Annotated in this window: 15 protein-coding genes; 13 read left to right on the forward strand and 2 right to left on the reverse strand. The window is 64.9% G+C overall.

Annotated features, from left to right (window positions below):
* The first annotated feature begins 42 nt into the window (after positions 1-42).
* The 3 genes from XI03_RS06825 (at position 43) to XI03_RS06835 (ending at position 3,509) form a co-directional block, all read left to right on the forward strand.
* Entirely contained in the window at positions 43-525 is a 483-nt protein-coding gene (locus XI03_RS06825; RefSeq protein ID WP_271591685.1) for a MaoC family dehydratase, read from the forward strand.
* Between the two features lie 85 nt (positions 526-610).
* Positions 611-1,651, forward strand: coding sequence for a GTPase ObgE (gene obgE / locus XI03_RS06830; protein ID WP_038949254.1), 1,041 nt, complete (start codon positions 611-613; stop codon positions 1,649-1,651).
* 223 nt (positions 1,652-1,874) lie between these two features.
* Entirely contained in the window at positions 1,875-3,509 is a 1,635-nt protein-coding gene (locus XI03_RS06835) for an alkaline phosphatase family protein (protein WP_271591686.1), read from the forward strand.
* Between the two features lie 23 nt (positions 3,510-3,532).
* Here XI03_RS06835 and XI03_RS06840 read toward each other — a convergent pair whose 3' ends face one another.
* A complete protein-coding gene (locus XI03_RS06840; RefSeq protein ID WP_271591687.1) occupies positions 3,533-4,039 on the reverse strand; it encodes a competence protein ComJ in 507 nt (168 codons plus the stop codon).
* 28 nt (positions 4,040-4,067) lie between these two features.
* Positions 4,068-5,036: a Bug family tripartite tricarboxylate transporter substrate binding protein gene (locus XI03_RS06845; protein ID WP_271591688.1), complete on the reverse strand. Its 969-nt coding sequence runs from the start codon at positions 5,034-5,036 to the stop codon at positions 4,068-4,070.
* Positions 5,037-5,225: 189 nt separating this feature from the next.
* On the opposite strand from XI03_RS06845, the gene proB reads away from it, so the two are divergent.
* From proB to XI03_RS06895, 10 genes are all read left to right on the forward strand, one after another.
* Positions 5,226-6,347, forward strand: coding sequence for a glutamate 5-kinase (proB, locus tag XI03_RS06850; RefSeq protein ID WP_028139195.1), 1,122 nt, complete (start codon positions 5,226-5,228; stop codon positions 6,345-6,347).
* Positions 6,348-6,493: 146 nt separating this feature from the next.
* Complete coding sequence (locus XI03_RS06855; RefSeq protein ID WP_095425472.1) at positions 6,494-7,789, forward strand: glutamate-5-semialdehyde dehydrogenase; 1,296 nt, start codon at positions 6,494-6,496, stop codon at positions 7,787-7,789.
* A gap of 22 nt (positions 7,790-7,811) precedes the next feature.
* A complete protein-coding gene (locus XI03_RS06860) occupies positions 7,812-8,456 on the forward strand; it encodes a nicotinate-nucleotide adenylyltransferase (protein WP_028139197.1) in 645 nt (214 codons plus the stop codon).
* 223 nt (positions 8,457-8,679) lie between these two features.
* Positions 8,680-9,051: a ribosome silencing factor gene (gene rsfS, locus XI03_RS06865; protein ID WP_028139198.1), complete on the forward strand. Its 372-nt coding sequence runs from the start codon at positions 8,680-8,682 to the stop codon at positions 9,049-9,051.
* 112 nt (positions 9,052-9,163) lie between these two features.
* The gene (gene rlmH / locus XI03_RS06870; RefSeq protein ID WP_028139199.1) at positions 9,164-9,646 is read left to right on the forward strand and encodes a 23S rRNA (pseudouridine(1915)-N(3))-methyltransferase RlmH; all 483 of its coding nucleotides are present in this window, start codon (positions 9,164-9,166) and stop codon (positions 9,644-9,646) included.
* 32 nt (positions 9,647-9,678) lie between these two features.
* On the forward strand, positions 9,679-11,010 hold the full coding sequence (locus tag XI03_RS06875) for a murein hydrolase activator EnvC family protein (protein WP_271591696.1): 1,332 nt from the start codon (positions 9,679-9,681) through the stop codon (positions 11,008-11,010).
* Positions 11,007-12,365, forward strand: a complete 1,359-nt coding sequence (locus tag XI03_RS06880; protein ID WP_018318850.1) for a S41 family peptidase — start codon at positions 11,007-11,009, stop codon at positions 12,363-12,365. The genes XI03_RS06875 and XI03_RS06880 overlap by 4 nt, the downstream gene beginning before the upstream one ends.
* 163 nt (positions 12,366-12,528) lie before the next feature.
* The gene (locus tag XI03_RS06885) at positions 12,529-13,761 is read left to right on the forward strand and encodes a divergent polysaccharide deacetylase family protein (protein ID WP_271591689.1); all 1,233 of its coding nucleotides are present in this window, start codon (positions 12,529-12,531) and stop codon (positions 13,759-13,761) included.
* A 76-nt stretch (positions 13,762-13,837) separates the two neighbouring features.
* Positions 13,838-14,344 carry an RNA pyrophosphohydrolase gene (locus XI03_RS06890; RefSeq protein ID WP_038972607.1) on the forward strand — a complete coding sequence of 169 codons (507 nt, stop codon included), beginning with the start codon at positions 13,838-13,840 and terminating at the stop codon, positions 14,342-14,344.
* Between the two features lie 62 nt (positions 14,345-14,406).
* Entirely contained in the window at positions 14,407-14,907 is a 501-nt protein-coding gene (locus XI03_RS06895; protein ID WP_271591690.1) for an RNA pyrophosphohydrolase, read from the forward strand.
* Positions 14,908-15,155: the final 248 nt, after the last annotated feature.

The raw sequence follows: 15,155 nt of genomic DNA on the forward strand, positions 1-15,155 counted from the left end.
GTCGCGGTAGCGATAGGCCGACCACGAACAGAGAGCAGGGACATGCCCGACTTCGATCCGACCCAGCATCGCATGATCCCCACGCAACGCTGGTTTGAGGATTTCGTCATCGGCGAACGCTTCGTGCTGCCGAGCCGGACCCAGACCTCGGCGATATTCGCCGCGTTCCAGACTGCGAGCGGCGACACCCATCCTGTGCACTATGACGTGGAATATTGCCGCAGCCGCGGCATGCCGCATCTGCTCGCCCACGGTTTCCAGACGCTGATCCACACCGCGCCGGGCGCCGGCCTGTTTCCGTTCATGGTCGAGGAGTCCCTGGTGGGCTTCCTCGAGCAGTCGAGCCGGTTCCTCAAGCCCGTGTTTGCCGATGACACCATCTACCCCGCGCTCGAAGTCACCGAGCTCGTGCCGGGCCGCACCACCGGCGCGGTGACGCTTCGCAGCACCGTGTTCAACCAGCGCAAGGAGCTGGTGCTGGAGGGGATGCAGAAATTCCTGATCCGGCGCCGGCCGACTGGTTAAGCAAGGGGCGAAATCGCGAGAAATTCGGCCGATTTGCGGATCTATCCGGGTTGCCGGAGGGGGCCGGCTGGCCTACCTATGGCCCATGAAATTCCTCGACGAAGCAAAGGTCTATATCCGCTCCGGTGACGGCGGGAACGGCTGCGTGGCGTTCCGCCGCGAGAAGTTCATCGAATTCGGCGGTCCCTCCGGTGGCAATGGCGGCCGTGGCGGCAACGTCATCATCGAGGTCGCCGATGGCCTCAACACGCTGATCGACTACCGCTACCAGCAGCACTTCAAGGCGCAGAAGGGCGAGAACGGCTCAGGGTCGGACCGCCACGGCGCCAACGGCAAGAATATCGTGCTGAAGGTGCCGATGGGCACGCAGATCTTCGACGAGGACCGAGAGACGCTGATCCACGACTTCACCAAGGTCGGCGAAAAGTTCGTGCTGGCCGAGGGCGGCAATGGCGGCTTCGGCAACGCGCATTTCAAGACCTCGACCAACCGCGCGCCGCGCAACGCCAATCCCGGCCAGGTGGGCGAAGAGCGCTGGATCTGGCTGCGGCTGAAGCTGATCGCGGATGCCGGTCTCGTCGGCATGCCCAATGCCGGCAAGTCGACCTTCCTGTCCAAGGTCAGCGCGGCGCGGCCGAAGATCGCCGACTATCCCTTCACCACGCTGCATCCGCAGCTCGGCGTCGTGAATGCCGACGGCCGCGAATTCGTGCTCGCGGACATTCCCGGCCTGATCGAAGGCGCGCATGAAGGCACCGGCCTCGGCGACCGCTTCCTCGGCCATGTCGAGCGCTGCCGCGTGCTGCTGCATCTGATCGATGCGACCTGCGAGCACGCCGGCAAGGCCTACAAGACGGTGCGCAAGGAACTCGACGCCTATGGCGGGCTCTTGACCGACAAGATCGAGATCGTCGCGCTGAACAAGATCGACGCGGTCGAGCCGGACGAATTGAAGAAGCAGAGGGACCGGCTGAAGCGGGCTGCGAAAAAGACGCCGCTGCTGCTCTCCGGCGTCACCGGCGATGGCGTCAAGGAAGCCCTGCGTGCGCTGGTCGAGGTGATCGGCGAGGCCCCGGTGTCGGCCAAGGCCAAGAGCGCGGCCGAAGCGGAGCCGTGGTCGGCGTGATTGTCGTCCCTGCGCACGCAGGGACCCATACCGCGTGATCTCTCGATGCGGATGGCTGTAGTCCCGAGCGACGAATCTTCGCCAAACCACTCCCTGTGGTTATGGGTCCCTGCTTTCGCAGGGACGACAGCGGAGTGTGAGACTACGGGCACGCGGGTCACTGGCTTGTCTTCGCTAGCGCGATAGCGCAGCATCAACAATCAAGAAACGGCAGGGATGACGCATGGCGCGCGCGAAGAATGTTCTCTGGATCATGTGCGACCAGCTTCGCTATGATTATCTCGGCTGCACCGGCCATCCCACGCTGAAGACGCCGAACATCGACGCGATGGCCAAGCGCGGCGTGCTGTTCAGCAAGGCCTATGTGCAATCGCCGATCTGCGGCCCGTCGCGGATGTCGTTCTACACCGGCCGCTACATGCGCTCGCACGGCTCGCACTGGAACGGCTGGCCGCTGCGCGTCGGCGAGCCGACGCTCGGCGATCACCTGAAGAAGATTGGCGTGCGCAACGTGCTGGTCGGCAAGACCCACATGGCGCCTGATCTCGAAGGCATGAAGGCGCTCGGCATTCCCCCGGAATCGATGATCGGCGTGCATGTCGCCGAATGCGGTTTTGAACCCTATGAGCGCGACGACGGTCTGCATCCGACCGGCCGCCCGCGCCCGAAATACGACGAATATCTGCGCAAGCAGGGTTTTGAAGCCAGCAATCCCTGGGAGCATTGGGCCAATTCGGGCGCGGCCGAGGACGGCTCGTTGCAGAACGGCTGGCTGCTGGTGCATGCCGACAAGGCCGCGCGCGTGCCGGATGAGCATTCCGAAACGCCCTACATGACGCGGCGCGCGATGGATTTCATCGGCGAGGCCGAGACCGATGGTCGGCCGTGGTGCCTGCATCTGTCCTACATCAAGCCGCACTGGCCCTATATCGCGCCGGAGCCCTACGCCAGCATGTACTCGACCTCGGACATGATCCCGGTGATCCGCTCCGAGCGCGAGCGGCAGAATCCGCATCCGGTGTTCGGCGCCTATATGGACATGCGTTACTCCCGCAACATGGCGCGCGACGAGGCCCGCGAGAAGGTGATCCCGACCTATATGGGCCTGATCACCCAGATCGACGACCAGATGGGCGTGCTGATGAAGTTCTTGGGTGAGCGCGATCTGCTGGAAACCACCATGATCGTGTTCACCTCCGATCACGGCGATTATCTCGGCGATCACTGGATGGGCGAGAAGGATTTGTTCCACGAGCAGTCGGCGAAGATTCCGTTGATCATCATCGACCCGTCGAAAGAGGCCGACGCCACACGCGGCACGCGCAGCGACGCGCTGGTGGAAGGCATCGACCTCGCGCCGACCTTCGTCGACTATTTCGGCGGCAAGGTGCCGGGTCACATCCTCGAAGGGTGCTCGCTGCTTCCGCTGCTGCGCGGATCGACGCCGCCTGATTGGCGCAAGGTCGCCTTCTCCGAATACGACTATGCCATGCAGGATGTGCGGCTGAAGCTGAACCAGCCGATCGAGCGCTGCCGCCTGTTCATGGTGTTCGACGGCCGCTGGAAATACATCCACGCCTCCGGCTTCCGCCCGATGCTGTACGATCTCGAAACCGATCCGCAAGAATATGTCGATCGCGGCGACGACCCCGAATGCGCCGGCATCATCGCGCGGTTGCAGGCCGAGCTGTTCGACTGGGCGCTGCATCCGAACGATCACATCACCACGCCGCGCGAGAAGATCGCGGCCTATGCCGATAACCAGCTCCAGGTGAAGGGCGGCTTCCTGATCGGCATCTGGGATGAGAAAGAGCTCGACGCGATCAAGGACGGCATCGCGCAACGCGCGAAGATGTAAGCCAAATCATCGCTCGGTACGTCTTAAGGGCGGTCCACGAGTCGTCCTTCGAACTCCGGTTTGCCCGGAACCAGAAAGAGGCGATACCACTCGACATCTTTTCGCTGGGCGAATTCGACATCAGCGAGGTTCGTGCTCTCGCCGAGGCTCAATTGATCGATTCCGAGATTTTGCGCGGCCGCATAGATCGAATAATCGCCCGGCTTCACGTCTGCGGAATATGCAGGCTCATTGTCGATCACCGACATGACGTGAACGCGTCCGCTCTCGGATCGGAAGTGGACGCAGGTGATCCGCTGCCATTCATCGAAGGAGGGCGGCCGGCTAGCGGCGACCAGCTCGACCCAATGGTCATTAAGATCAGCTTCGGTATTGATCATGCGGAACGTGGGCGCGCCTGCAAAGCCCCGTTTGGTCTTCTCGTCATTCCAATTTTCATCAGCACCAAGCGGTCTGCGCGGATCGTCGCAGACGACGATTTGATAGTGACTCGCAAACAACCGCGCGGCGCCACGCAGCTGCTGTTCCATTAGCGGAGACCCACTTCACGATTACGGTTCAATTCTCGATCTTGTATCCCGTCGCCTTGACGATCGGCTGCCAGAACGCCGTGTTGGCGGCGAGCTCCTTCGAAAGCCCGTCCGCATTGCTCCCGACCGGAATCAACCCGATCGCGGTGAGCTTCTCCTTCACCTCCGGCTTGGCCAGCATCGCGACCGCGGCTGCGCTGAGCTTTTCGGCAAAATCCGGCGGGCTGCCGGCGGGGAGCCACATGCCGTACCAGCCGTCGGCAACGAGATCGATGCCGCTTTCCTTCAGCGTCGGCACGTCGGGGACGAACGTCGAGCGCTCGGCGCTTGCAATCGCGAGGATCCTCACGCCGTTGGCACGATGCTGCGCGATCGCATCGGATACCGTGGTGATGCCGAACGGCAGATGGCCGGCGATGAGATCATTCATGACCAGCGCACTCCCGCGATAGGGCGCCCGGGTCATTGAAAGATCAAGCATCTGTTCAAGTCGCCATCCGAGGAAGTGCGGGATGTTGCCGCTGCCTGGTGTCCCATAGGCGGCCTTTGCGACATTTGCCCTCAACCAGGTGACGAGTTCACTGAAACTACCCACCCCGATCGCGGGACTTGCAACGACGGCAAACTCGAAGCGAACCAGTTGCGACACGGGGACGAAATCCCTGGCCGCGTCGAAGCTCGGTTGATTCTCCACCATCGGCAGCAGGTACATGGTCGGACCCGTCGTCACCAAGATTGTATTGCCGTCGGAGCTTGCGCCCTTCACGGCCCTGATTCCGATCAACCCGTCACCACCGGTACGATTCTCGACGATCATGGTTCGCCCAAGCGGGGCGCCGAATTGCTCGGCGATGAGACGACACAAGGCATCACCGCTGCCGCCTGCCGCGAACGGGAAGATGATGCGCGTCAGCGGACCGGATTGAGCATGTGCGCCACTGGCCTGCGCCAGCAAGGGCAGAGAGAGGCCTCCGGCGATGAAGCTGCGTCGGTCCACGTCATCCTCCCTCGTTATTGATTATTCGAGGCATAGACTGCCCGGGCCTCGGCCGACAAGGGCTCAGTTCGGCCTATTTACCGGCTCCGCTGCCTTGCGCCGGCCACCGTCCTGCTGCAAAAGCTAGCCGCATCGGCGCCGCCCTTTTTCGCTCCGCCGGACCAACGACAGAGCAATTTGACGACCGCCATGGCCAGCCCCGAACTCAGTCAATTCCGCCGCATCGTCGTCAAGGTCGGCTCCGCGCTGCTGGTCGATTCCGACAAGGGCGAGGTGCGGGCATCCTGGCTCGCCGCGCTTGCCGACGACATGGCCAAGCTGCACAGGGAGGGGCGCGACGTCCTCGTCGTCTCCTCCGGCTCGATCGCGCTCGGCCGCAGCCGTCTCAAGCTGCCGCGCGGCCCGCTGAAGCTGGAAGAGAGCCAGGCCGCCGCCGCCGTCGGCCAGATCGCGCTGGCGCGGATCTGGTCCGAGGTGCTCGGGGCACACGACATCGGCGCCGGCCAGATCCTGGTGACGCTCCAGGACACCGAGGAGCGCCGTCGCTATCTCAATGCACGCTCCACCATCGGCAAGCTGCTGGAGTGGCGCGCGATCCCCGTGATCAATGAGAACGACACGGTCGCCACCAACGAGATCCGCTACGGCGACAATGATCGCCTCGCCGCGCGCGTCGCCACCATGGCGAGCGCCGACTTGCTCGTGCTACTGTCCGACATCGACGGGCTCTACGACGCTCCACCGAAGAACAATCCGAACGCAAAGCTCATTCCGGTGGTCGAGAGCATCTCCTCGGAGATCGAAGCCGTGGCGGGAGACGCCGAGTCCGAGCTGTCGCGCGGCGGCATGCGCACCAAGGTCGAGGCAGCCAAGATCGCGACCACCGGCGGCACGCATATGCTGATCGCCTCCGGCAAGATCGAGCATCCCTTGCAGGCGATCGCCGACGGCGGCCGCTGCACCTGGTTCCTGACGCCGGCCAATCCCATCACCTCGCGAAAGCGCTGGATCGCGGGCACGCTGGAGCCGAAGGGCACGCTGACCATCGACGCCGGCGCAGTGACGGCGCTGCGTGCCGGCGCCAGCCTGCTGCCGGCCGGCGTGATCAAGGTCGAGGGCCAGTTCGCCCGCGGCGATGCCGTGATCGTGCGCGGCCCCGACACCAGCGAGGTCGGCCGCGGCCTGATCGCCTACGACGCCGAGGTCGCCGAGCGGATCAAGGGCCGCTCGTCCCCTGATGTAATGACCATCCTCGGCATCAGCGGAAGATCGGAGATGATCCACCGCGACGATCTGGTGGTGGGCGGGTAAGGGCCGCGACGGCCCTTTTCACTGAGTTTGCTGGGCCAATGACCTAGCCGGCGCCTCGCCGGGGAGAGCAGCCATACCCTCCCCGCCCTTCGCAAAAGCGGGATTTCCGTGCTAGGACACCGCCTTAGCAGAAGGTTGAAACTCCAATGGCCGCCCCCCTCAAAGCCGTTGACGGCAATGCCGATCTCCAGGCGCTGATGTCCGATCTCGCCACCCGTGCCCGCGCTGCCGCGCGCGTGCTGGCGCTGGCGCCGCCGGAGCAGAAAAACCGGGCGCTGGAAGCCATGGAGCGGGCGATCCGCGCGAGCTCTGCGGCGATCCTCGCCGCCAATGCCGAGGACGTCGCCGAAGCCCGCGCCTCCGGCAATGCCACCTCCTCCTTCATCGACCGCCTGACGCTGACGCCGGCCCGCATCGAGGGCATGGCCGAGGGCATCGGCATCGTACGCGGCATCGCCGATCCCGTCGGCATCGTCACCGAGAGCTGGCAGCGGCCAAACGGCATGAGGATCGAGCGCGTGCGCGTGCCGCTCGGCGTCGTCGGCGTGATCTTCGAGAGCCGTCCGAACGTTGCGGCCGACGCCGGCGTGCTGTGCCTGAAGTCCGGCAATGCCGTGATCCTGCGCGGCGGCTCGGACAGTTTTCGGTCCTGCCGCGCGATCCATGAATGCCTGGTGCAGGGCCTGCGTGAAGCCGGCCTGCCTGAAGCTGCGATCACGCTGGTCCCGACGCGCGACCGCGCGGCCGTCGGCATGATGCTGTCGGGCCTGAACGGCGCCGTCGACGTGATCGTGCCCCGCGGGGGAAAAAGCCTCGTCGCGCGCGTCGAGCAGGAGGCGCGCGTGCCTGTGTTCGCGCATCTGGAAGGCGTCAACCACGTCTATGTCGATGCCAGCGCCGACCTCGCGATGGCGAAGTCGCTCGTGCTCAACGCAAAAATGCGCCGCACCGGGGTCTGCGGCGCGGCCGAGACGCTGCTGGTCGATCGCGCCGCGGCCGGCAAAAATCTGAAGCCGCTGGTCGAAATGCTGATCGAGGCGGGCTGCGAAGTACGCGGCGACGAAACGGTGCAAGGAACGGATGCGCGCGTAAAACCTGCGAGCGAAGACGATTGGGACACCGAATATCTCGACGCGATCATCGCGGCGAAGGTCGTCGACGGCGTCGATGGCGCAATCGCGCACATTCAGAACCATGGCTCGCATCACACCGATGCGATCGTGAGCGCAGATGAGGCGGCTGCGAGGAAATTCCTGAGCGAGGTCGATTCCGCGATCGTGCTGCACAACGCCTCCACGCAGTTCGCCGATGGCGGCGAGTTCGGCTTCGGCGCCGAGATCGGGATTGCGACCGGCCGCTTCCACGCCCGCGGCCCGGTCGGGGCCGAGCAGCTGACGAGCTTCAAATATCGCGTTCACGGCACCGGTCAGACACGGCCGTAAGTAACGTCGCGGGGCGCGGACATTGAGTAACAATTTCGTCGCCCCCCGCTTCTTCGCGCAGGCGATACCGCCCTACACCGAAGGCATGCGCATCGGCCTGCTCGGCGGCTCGTTCAATCCGCCGCACCAGGCGCATCGCGCGATCAGCCAGTTCGCGCTGAAGCGCCTTCAGCTCGACCGCGTGTGGTGGCTGGTGACTCCGGGCAATCCGCTGAAGGAGAACGGCAATCTGCATGAGCTCGGGGAGCGCATGCAGGCCGCGCGCGACGTCGCCGATGATCCCAGGATCGAGGTCAGCTGTCTCGAATCCGTCATCCGCACGCGCTACACTATCGACACGATCAACACCTTGCGCCGCCGCCTCAGCGGCCTGCGCTTTGTCTGGATCATGGGCGCCGACAATCTCGCTCAATTCCATCGTTGGCAGCACTGGCGGCGCATCGCCGGCCAGGTGCCGATGGCAGTCATCGACCGCCCGCCGCAGAGTTTTCGCGCCCTCGCCTCCCCCGCCGCCCAGGCGCTGGCGCGCTATCGCCTCCCCGAGAACAAGGCAGCGCTGCTTGCGGATCAGCCGGCGCCGGCCTGGGTTTTCCTGACCGGAATGAAGCTGAATCTGTCCTCGACCGGCTTACGGAACCCGGACGGGAGCTGGAAAGGTACAATGTGAGGACGAGGGCGTGGATGTGGTGTGGACTTCCGCCTCTCTGGCATATTGAAACCCTTAACCCCACATGATGTAGTGTAACCGGTGAGCGCCGGATTCGGCGTTCGCGATACAGTGAAAGGAATGGTCCCTGACCACATCTGTATTGTCCAAGTCAGCTTCGACGAAGTCTGTTTTACCCAAGGTTGCCAAGCCGGCGCGTAAAACATCAGCCAAAGCTGCGGCCTTGAAGGCGCAACCCGACGCCGACAAGACGCTGAGCCTGATCCTCTCCCGCCTCGACGACATGAAGGCGGAAGAGACGGTCACCATCGACCTTCGCGGCAAATCGGCGTACTCCGACTACATGATCGTCACCACCGGCCGGGTGAACCGGCACGTTGGCGCGATCGCGGAAAACGTCGCCAAGGGCCTCAAGGAAAACGGCATCAAGAACATCCATGTCGAGGGCTTGCCCAATTGCGACTGGGTGCTGATCGATTCCGGCGACGTGATCGTGCACGTGTTCAGACCCGAGGTCCGCGAGTTCTACAATCTCGAGCGATTGTACACGCAGGGCCCAGGGGCTGCGAAAGCGATCGCGGCGAAGGCGATCTAGGCTGATCGAGCCGATTTCGAATCGGCTGACGCGCATGCTAGCGTCGTGCGCGCGCCATTTGCGCGCGGTCTTGAAAACACGACCCTGAAGATATCAGACCCCTGAAGATATCATGCGCGTTGCTGTCATTGCGGTGGGCCGGCTGAAGCAGGGCCCCGAACGGGAGCTTGCCGACCGCTATTTCGAGCGGTTCGACGAGGCCGGCCGCAAGCTCGGATTCCGCGAGCTCCTGGTCCACGAAATCCCCGAGAGCCGCGCGCGCGACACCGCGACGCGGATGACCGAAGAGGCCGCCGCGATCTCCGCGCATATTCCGGACAAATCGATCCTGGTGGCACTGGACGAGCGCGGGCAAAATCTCGACTCCACCGTATTCGCACGGCATCTCGGACGCTGGCGAGACGAGGGAGCCGGACATACTATCTTCGTGATCGGAGGGGCGGACGGACTTTCGCCCGAATTGCGCCGTAAGGCGAAGCTCGCGATCGCGTTCGGCTCTGCGACCTGGCCGCACCAAATGGTCCGCGTCATGCTTCTGGAACAGCTTTATCGGGCCGCCACCATTCTGGCCGGCCACCCCTATCACCGCGCGTGATGCGCGCCACAACGAGCACCTTTGCCGACACGATGCGAGCGCCGCTCCTCAACCTGTTGCTGATCACAAGCGTTGCCGGCGCAAGCCTCGCGCAAGCCCAGACCGCGGCGCCGGCGCCCCAGACCGCCGCCGTCTCGCCCGACGCCATCAAGCAGCGCGAGCAGGAGCTCGAAGCAGCGCGTGCCAGGCAGAAGAGCGCGGAAGAGGCGCAGGCCAAGCTCAAGGCCGAGATCACCTCACTCGGCCAGGACCGTACCCAGCTCAATCAGCAGCTGATCGACACCGCCGCCAATGTGCGCAACGTGGAGACCACGATCGACGAGACCGAAGCCCGGTTGCGCGCGCTCAACGGACGCGAGCAGGCGATGCGCTCCTCGCTCGATTCGCGCCGTGCCGACATCGTCGAGGTGCTGGCAGCACTGCAGCGGGCCGGACGGCGCACGCCGCCTGCGCTGCTGGTGCGGCCCGAAGATGCGCTGCAATCACTGCGCACGGCGATGCTGCTCGGCGCCGTGGTGCCGGAGCTGCGCGGCCGCGCCGAGAGGATCGCAGGCGAGCTCGGCGAGCTCGTGGCCTTGCGCAAGAATATCGCCACCGAGCGCGACCAGCTCGCCTCCGATCGCGACAAGGTCAGGAGCGACCAGACCCGGCTCACCGCCCTCGTCGACGAGCGGCAGCGCCAGCAGGCGGCACGCGAAAAGGACCTCGACGCCGAGAATTCGCGCGCCATCGCGCTTTCGAGACAGGTCGGCGATCTCCAGGGCCTGATCACCAAGATGGAGCAGGATCTGCAGAGCGCAGCCAAGGCCGCCGAGAAGGCAGCCGAGGCCGCAAGGCAGGCCGAGGCCAAGGCGGCCGCAAGCGCGAGCGTCAAGTCCGGCCCGGGCGTGTTCAAGGACCGGTCCCGGACCACCCCCGCGATCGTCTTTGCCTCCGCCAAGGGTCTCCTGCCTCTTCCGGTTAACGGTAACAAGATCAGGGATTTCGGCGGTTCCGACGGGGCCGGCGGGGTCCAGAAGGGCATTTCCCTGGCGACCAAGCCCGGCTCCCAGGTCACAACGCCGTGTGACGGCTGGGTGGTCTATTCAGGCCCGTTCCGCAGCTATGGACAACTCTTGATCCTCAATGCCGGGGGCGGGTATCATGTCCTGATCGCCGGGATGGAGCGCATTTCGGTCAACATCGGACAGTTTGTGCTCACGGGGGAGCCGGTCGCGACGATGGGATCGACCTCTCAGGTCGCCTCCATTCTCGCGACGAACGCGAGTCAACCTGTGCTGTATGTCGAGTTCCGTAAGGACGGCACTCCAATCGATCCAGGCCCATGGTGGGCCGCAAATGAAGGCGAGAAGGTTCGCGGATGATGCGCAAGACTTCAGTAATCCTCCTCAGCGCGGCCACCGGTGCGGCGCTGATGCTGTTCGTGACCCAGCCGCGTGCGGTGTTCATGGGCTCCAGCGCGCGAGCCGCCACCGCAGACACCTATCGTCAGCTCAATCTGTTCGGCGACGTCTTCGAGCGCGTGCGCTCCGACTACGTCGAGAAGCCCGACGACACCAAGCTGATCGAATCCGCCATCAGCGGCATGCTCACCGGCCTCGATCCGCATTCGAGCTACATGGACGCCAAGAGCTTCCGCGACATGCAGGTGCAGACCCGCGGTGAGTTCGGCGGCCTCGGCATCGAGGTCACGATGGAGGACGGCCTGATCAAGGTGGTCTCGCCGATCGACGACACCCCGGCTTCGCGCGCCGGTGTCATGGCCAACGACATCATCACCAATCTCGACGACGAGGCGGTGCAGGGCCTGACCCTGAACCAGGCGGTCGAGAAGATGCGCGGCCCCGTCAATACCAAGATCAAGCTCAAGATCATCCGCAAGGGTCAGGACAATCCGATCGACGTCACCCTGGTGCGCGACAACATCCGCGTCCGCTCGGTGCGCGCGCGCGTCGAGGCCGACGACATCGCCTATATCCGCATCACCACCTTCAACGAGCAGACCACCGAAGGCCTGAAGCGCGAGGTCGCCAACCTCTCGAACCAGATCGGCGACAAGCTGAAGGGCTACATCATCGACCTCCGCAACAATCCGGGCGGCCTGCTCGAGGAAGCAGTCACTGTCTCCGACTCGTTCCTGGAGAAGGGCGAGATCGTGTCGACCCGCGGCCGCAATGCCGAGGAGACCCAGCGTCGCACCGCGCATTCGGGCGATCTGACCAAGGGCAAGCCTGTCATCGTGCTGGTCAATGGCGGCTCGGCCTCGGCCTCGGAGATCGTCGCCGGCGCGCTGCAGGACCACAAGCGCGCGACCATCGTCGGCACGCGCTCGTTCGGCAAGGGCTCGGTGCAGACCATCATTCCGCTCGGAAGCGGCAATGGCGCGCTGCGGCTGACCACGGCGCGCTATTACACGCCGTCGGGCAAGTCGATCCAGGCCAAGGGCATCGTGCCCGACATCGAAGTGCTGCAGGACGTGCCGGACGAGTTGAAGTCGCGCACCGACACCAAGGGCGAGGCTTCGCTGCGCGGCCATCTGAAGAACGACGGCGACGAGAAGACCGGCTCGCAGTCCTACGTCCCGCCGGACGCCAAGGACGACAAGGCGCTCAAGCTCGCCGACGACCTGCTCCACGGCATCAAGAACAGCGCCTCCGCCGCGCCCACCCCCGGCGGCGACAACAAGGCCACGACCGACAAGCCCAAAGCGGCGAACTAAGTCGGCGTATCCGCGCGATCCCACGAAAGGGCGGCTCCTCGGAGCCGCCCTTTTTGCTTGGAACTCCTGGTTGCTGATAACTCCTGGCATCCCCGGCCTATCCCGGCCTGCCGCCGCTTGACCCCGGCGTGGTATCGTCATTGGCAGTGATTCGGGATCGCGCATGACTGAAACGGCCGATGATCTGAGCGCCCCGCTCGGACAGGACAAGCCGCGCCGGAAACGCCGGCTGCGGCTGCCGTTCACGGCCATGCAGGTGCTCGCCGTGCTGCTCGGCCTGTTCCTCCTCACCTTTGCCGGCTTCGCCATCTTCAACAAGGATCCGCTCGGCGGCGAGCCGATGACGCGGATCGCCATCAGCGAGAAGGGCGCCGACAAGGCTGCCGACGAGAAGCCCGCCGCCGGCCAGGACAGCAAGCAAGCTAGCAAGCAGGACGGCAAGCACGACAGCCAGGAGGCGCCGAAGCAGGCCGCCCCCGGGGAGCAGAAGACCGTCACCATGATCGACGGCTCCACCGGCGCCCGCCACGACGTGGTGATCGGCGAGGACGCAGGCGACAAGGCCGGGGCCGCTTCGGCCCCGCCGCCGGTCATGGCCGGGATCAATCCAAAACTGCTCGAGAAGTCACGCTACGGCATGATCCCGGTGGTCGCCGACGGGCTGAAGCCGTTCAACGTCTATGCGGCGGACGCCGATCGCGCCAAGGCCGCCAAGATGCCCGTGGTCGCCATCGTGATCGGCGGCCTCGGCGTCGGCGCCGCCAAGACCGCCGATGCCATCATGAGGCTGCCGGCAGCGGTGACGCTGGCCTTCACGCCCTACGGCACCGATCCCGGCAAGCTCGCCGAACGGGCCCGCGCGCAGCGCCACGAGATCTTCCTCCAGATCCCGATGGAGCCCTACGACTTCCCCGACAATGATCCGGGACCGCAGACGCTGCTGACCTCGCTCAGCGCCGACCAGAACATGGACCGCCTGTACTGGCATTTCAGCCGGATGCAGGGCTATGCCGGCATCACCAATTTCATGGGCGCCCGCTTCGTCGCGACGGAGCCGGCGATGCAGCCGATCATCCGCGAGGCGGCCAAGCGCGGCCTCGGTTTCTTCGACGACGGCTCCTCGCCCCGCAGCATTGCAGCCCAGGCCGCGGCGAACCAGGCCATGCCGTTCGGCAAGGGCGACATCGCGATCGACGTGGTGCCGACCCCGACCGAGATCGACCGCGCCCTGAACAAGCTCGAATCGGCGGCACGCGAGCGCGGCGCGGCTGTCGGCACCGCCTCCGCCCTTCCCGTCTCGATCGAGCGCATCGGCGCCTGGACCAAGACATTGGGCGACCGGGGTATCCTTTTGGTGCCATTGACAACCGCGATGCTGAAATCAAAATCCAGCTAAATCAACGGATTGGTACGGCACGGGTCCCGCGGGACCGGTCAAGCCGCAACCAGCAGCATGCGAGAGGTCTGGCGGAATGGCGCGTTACGAGGATCTGCCCTACCGGACCTGCGTCGGTGTGATGCTGATCAACACAGAGGGACGGGTGTTCATCGGCCGCCGCGCCGGCGGCATCGAGCATGTCGACGACACCCACGTCTGGCAGATGCCGCAAGGCGGCGTCGATCCCGGCGAGGACACCTGGGACGCCGCCAAGCGCGAGCTCTATGAGGAAACCAGCGTGCGCTCGGTCGAGCGGCTCGGCGAGGTCCCGGACTGGCTAACCTACGACATTCCGCGCACGGTCGCCGGGCGCGCCTGGAAGGGCCGCTACCGCGGCCAGCGCCAGAAATGGTTCGCCGTGCGCTTCACCGGCAAGGACAGCGAGATCAATGTCGCCAATCCTGGCGGCGGCGGCCACAAGGCCGAATTCGTGAGCTGGCGCTGGGAACCGATGAAGAATCTGACCGGGCTGATCATTCCCTTCAAGCGCCCGGTCTATGAGCGCGTGGTGCAGGAATTTTCTGCGCTGGCGGACCAATAAATCGAATTGTCGTCCCGGCTTCGGTGCTAATGCACCCGGGAATGACGATGAGAGATTTGCGCGTGACGAATGAAAAGCCCTACCGCCCCAACGTGGGGATCGCTCTCTTCAACACCGAAGGCCGCGTGTTGATCGGCCATCGCTTCAAGGGCGACGGTCCCGAGATCATCCTGCCCGGCCTCGATTGGCAGATGCCGCAGGGCGGCGTCGACGACGGCGAGAATTTGCGCGATGCCGCGATGCGCGAGCTCTGGGAGGAGACCAGCGTCAAGAGCGCGGACTATCTCGGCGAGACCGATTGGCTCAGCTACGAATTCCCGCCCTATGACGGACCGCAGACGCATCGCCTCGCGAAGTTTCGCGGCCAGCGGCAAAAATGGTTCGCGCTGCGCTTCACCGGCAAGGATGACGAGATCGACCCGCTGACGCCGCGCAACGGCCAGCCCGCCGAGTTCGACGCCTGGCGCTGGGAGCGTCTGGACCGTGTTGCCGACGTCGTGGTGCCGTTCCGACGGGAGGTCTATCGCGCGGTGGCAGGAGAGTTTGCGGCCTTCGCAAACTGAAACCGCGAAATCAACCCCATGCACAGTAGAAGGCCGCCGCCGGCGCGGTGGGCTGTGGTTGTTGTGAAGCGATTGACACCGCGGAAGAAGTTCACCGCGCTGCGCAATCCGTCACGGGTGTCCAACCTCTCCCGCTTGCGGGGGAGGTCGGCGCGAAGCGCCGGGTGGGGGCTCTCTCCACCCAGGGAGTGTCCCGTTGCGGAGACACCCCCACCCCAGCCCTCCCCCGCAAGCGGGAGAGGGAGCGC

The organism is Bradyrhizobium sp. CCBAU 65884 (genome assembly GCF_028128835.1).
Classification (GTDB): Bacteria; Pseudomonadota; Alphaproteobacteria; order Rhizobiales; family Xanthobacteraceae; genus Bradyrhizobium; species Bradyrhizobium ottawaense.

Excerpts from the sequence above, each read along its gene's own strand:
- XI03_RS06825 (WP_271591685.1), top strand. The coding sequence starts at position 43 with ATGCCCGACTTCGATCCGACCCAGCATCGCATGATCCCCACGCAACGC.
- obgE (WP_038949254.1), top strand. The coding sequence starts at position 611 with ATGAAATTCCTCGACGAAGCAAAGGTCTATATCCGCTCCGGTGACGGC.
- XI03_RS06835 (WP_271591686.1), top strand. The coding sequence starts at position 1,875 with ATGGCGCGCGCGAAGAATGTTCTCTGGATCATGTGCGACCAGCTTCGC.
- XI03_RS06840 (WP_271591687.1), bottom strand. The coding sequence starts at position 4,039 with ATGGAACAGCAGCTGCGTGGCGCCGCGCGGTTGTTTGCGAGTCACTAT.
- proB (WP_028139195.1), top strand. The coding sequence starts at position 5,226 with ATGGCCAGCCCCGAACTCAGTCAATTCCGCCGCATCGTCGTCAAGGTC.
- XI03_RS06855 (WP_095425472.1), top strand. The coding sequence starts at position 6,494 with ATGGCCGCCCCCCTCAAAGCCGTTGACGGCAATGCCGATCTCCAGGCG.
- rlmH (WP_028139199.1), top strand. The coding sequence starts at position 9,164 with ATGCGCGTTGCTGTCATTGCGGTGGGCCGGCTGAAGCAGGGCCCCGAA.
- XI03_RS06875 (WP_271591696.1), top strand. The coding sequence starts at position 9,679 with ATGCGAGCGCCGCTCCTCAACCTGTTGCTGATCACAAGCGTTGCCGGC.
- XI03_RS06880 (WP_018318850.1), top strand. The coding sequence starts at position 11,007 with ATGATGCGCAAGACTTCAGTAATCCTCCTCAGCGCGGCCACCGGTGCG.
- XI03_RS06885 (WP_271591689.1), top strand. The coding sequence starts at position 12,529 with ATGACTGAAACGGCCGATGATCTGAGCGCCCCGCTCGGACAGGACAAG.
- XI03_RS06890 (WP_038972607.1), top strand. The coding sequence starts at position 13,838 with ATGGCGCGTTACGAGGATCTGCCCTACCGGACCTGCGTCGGTGTGATG.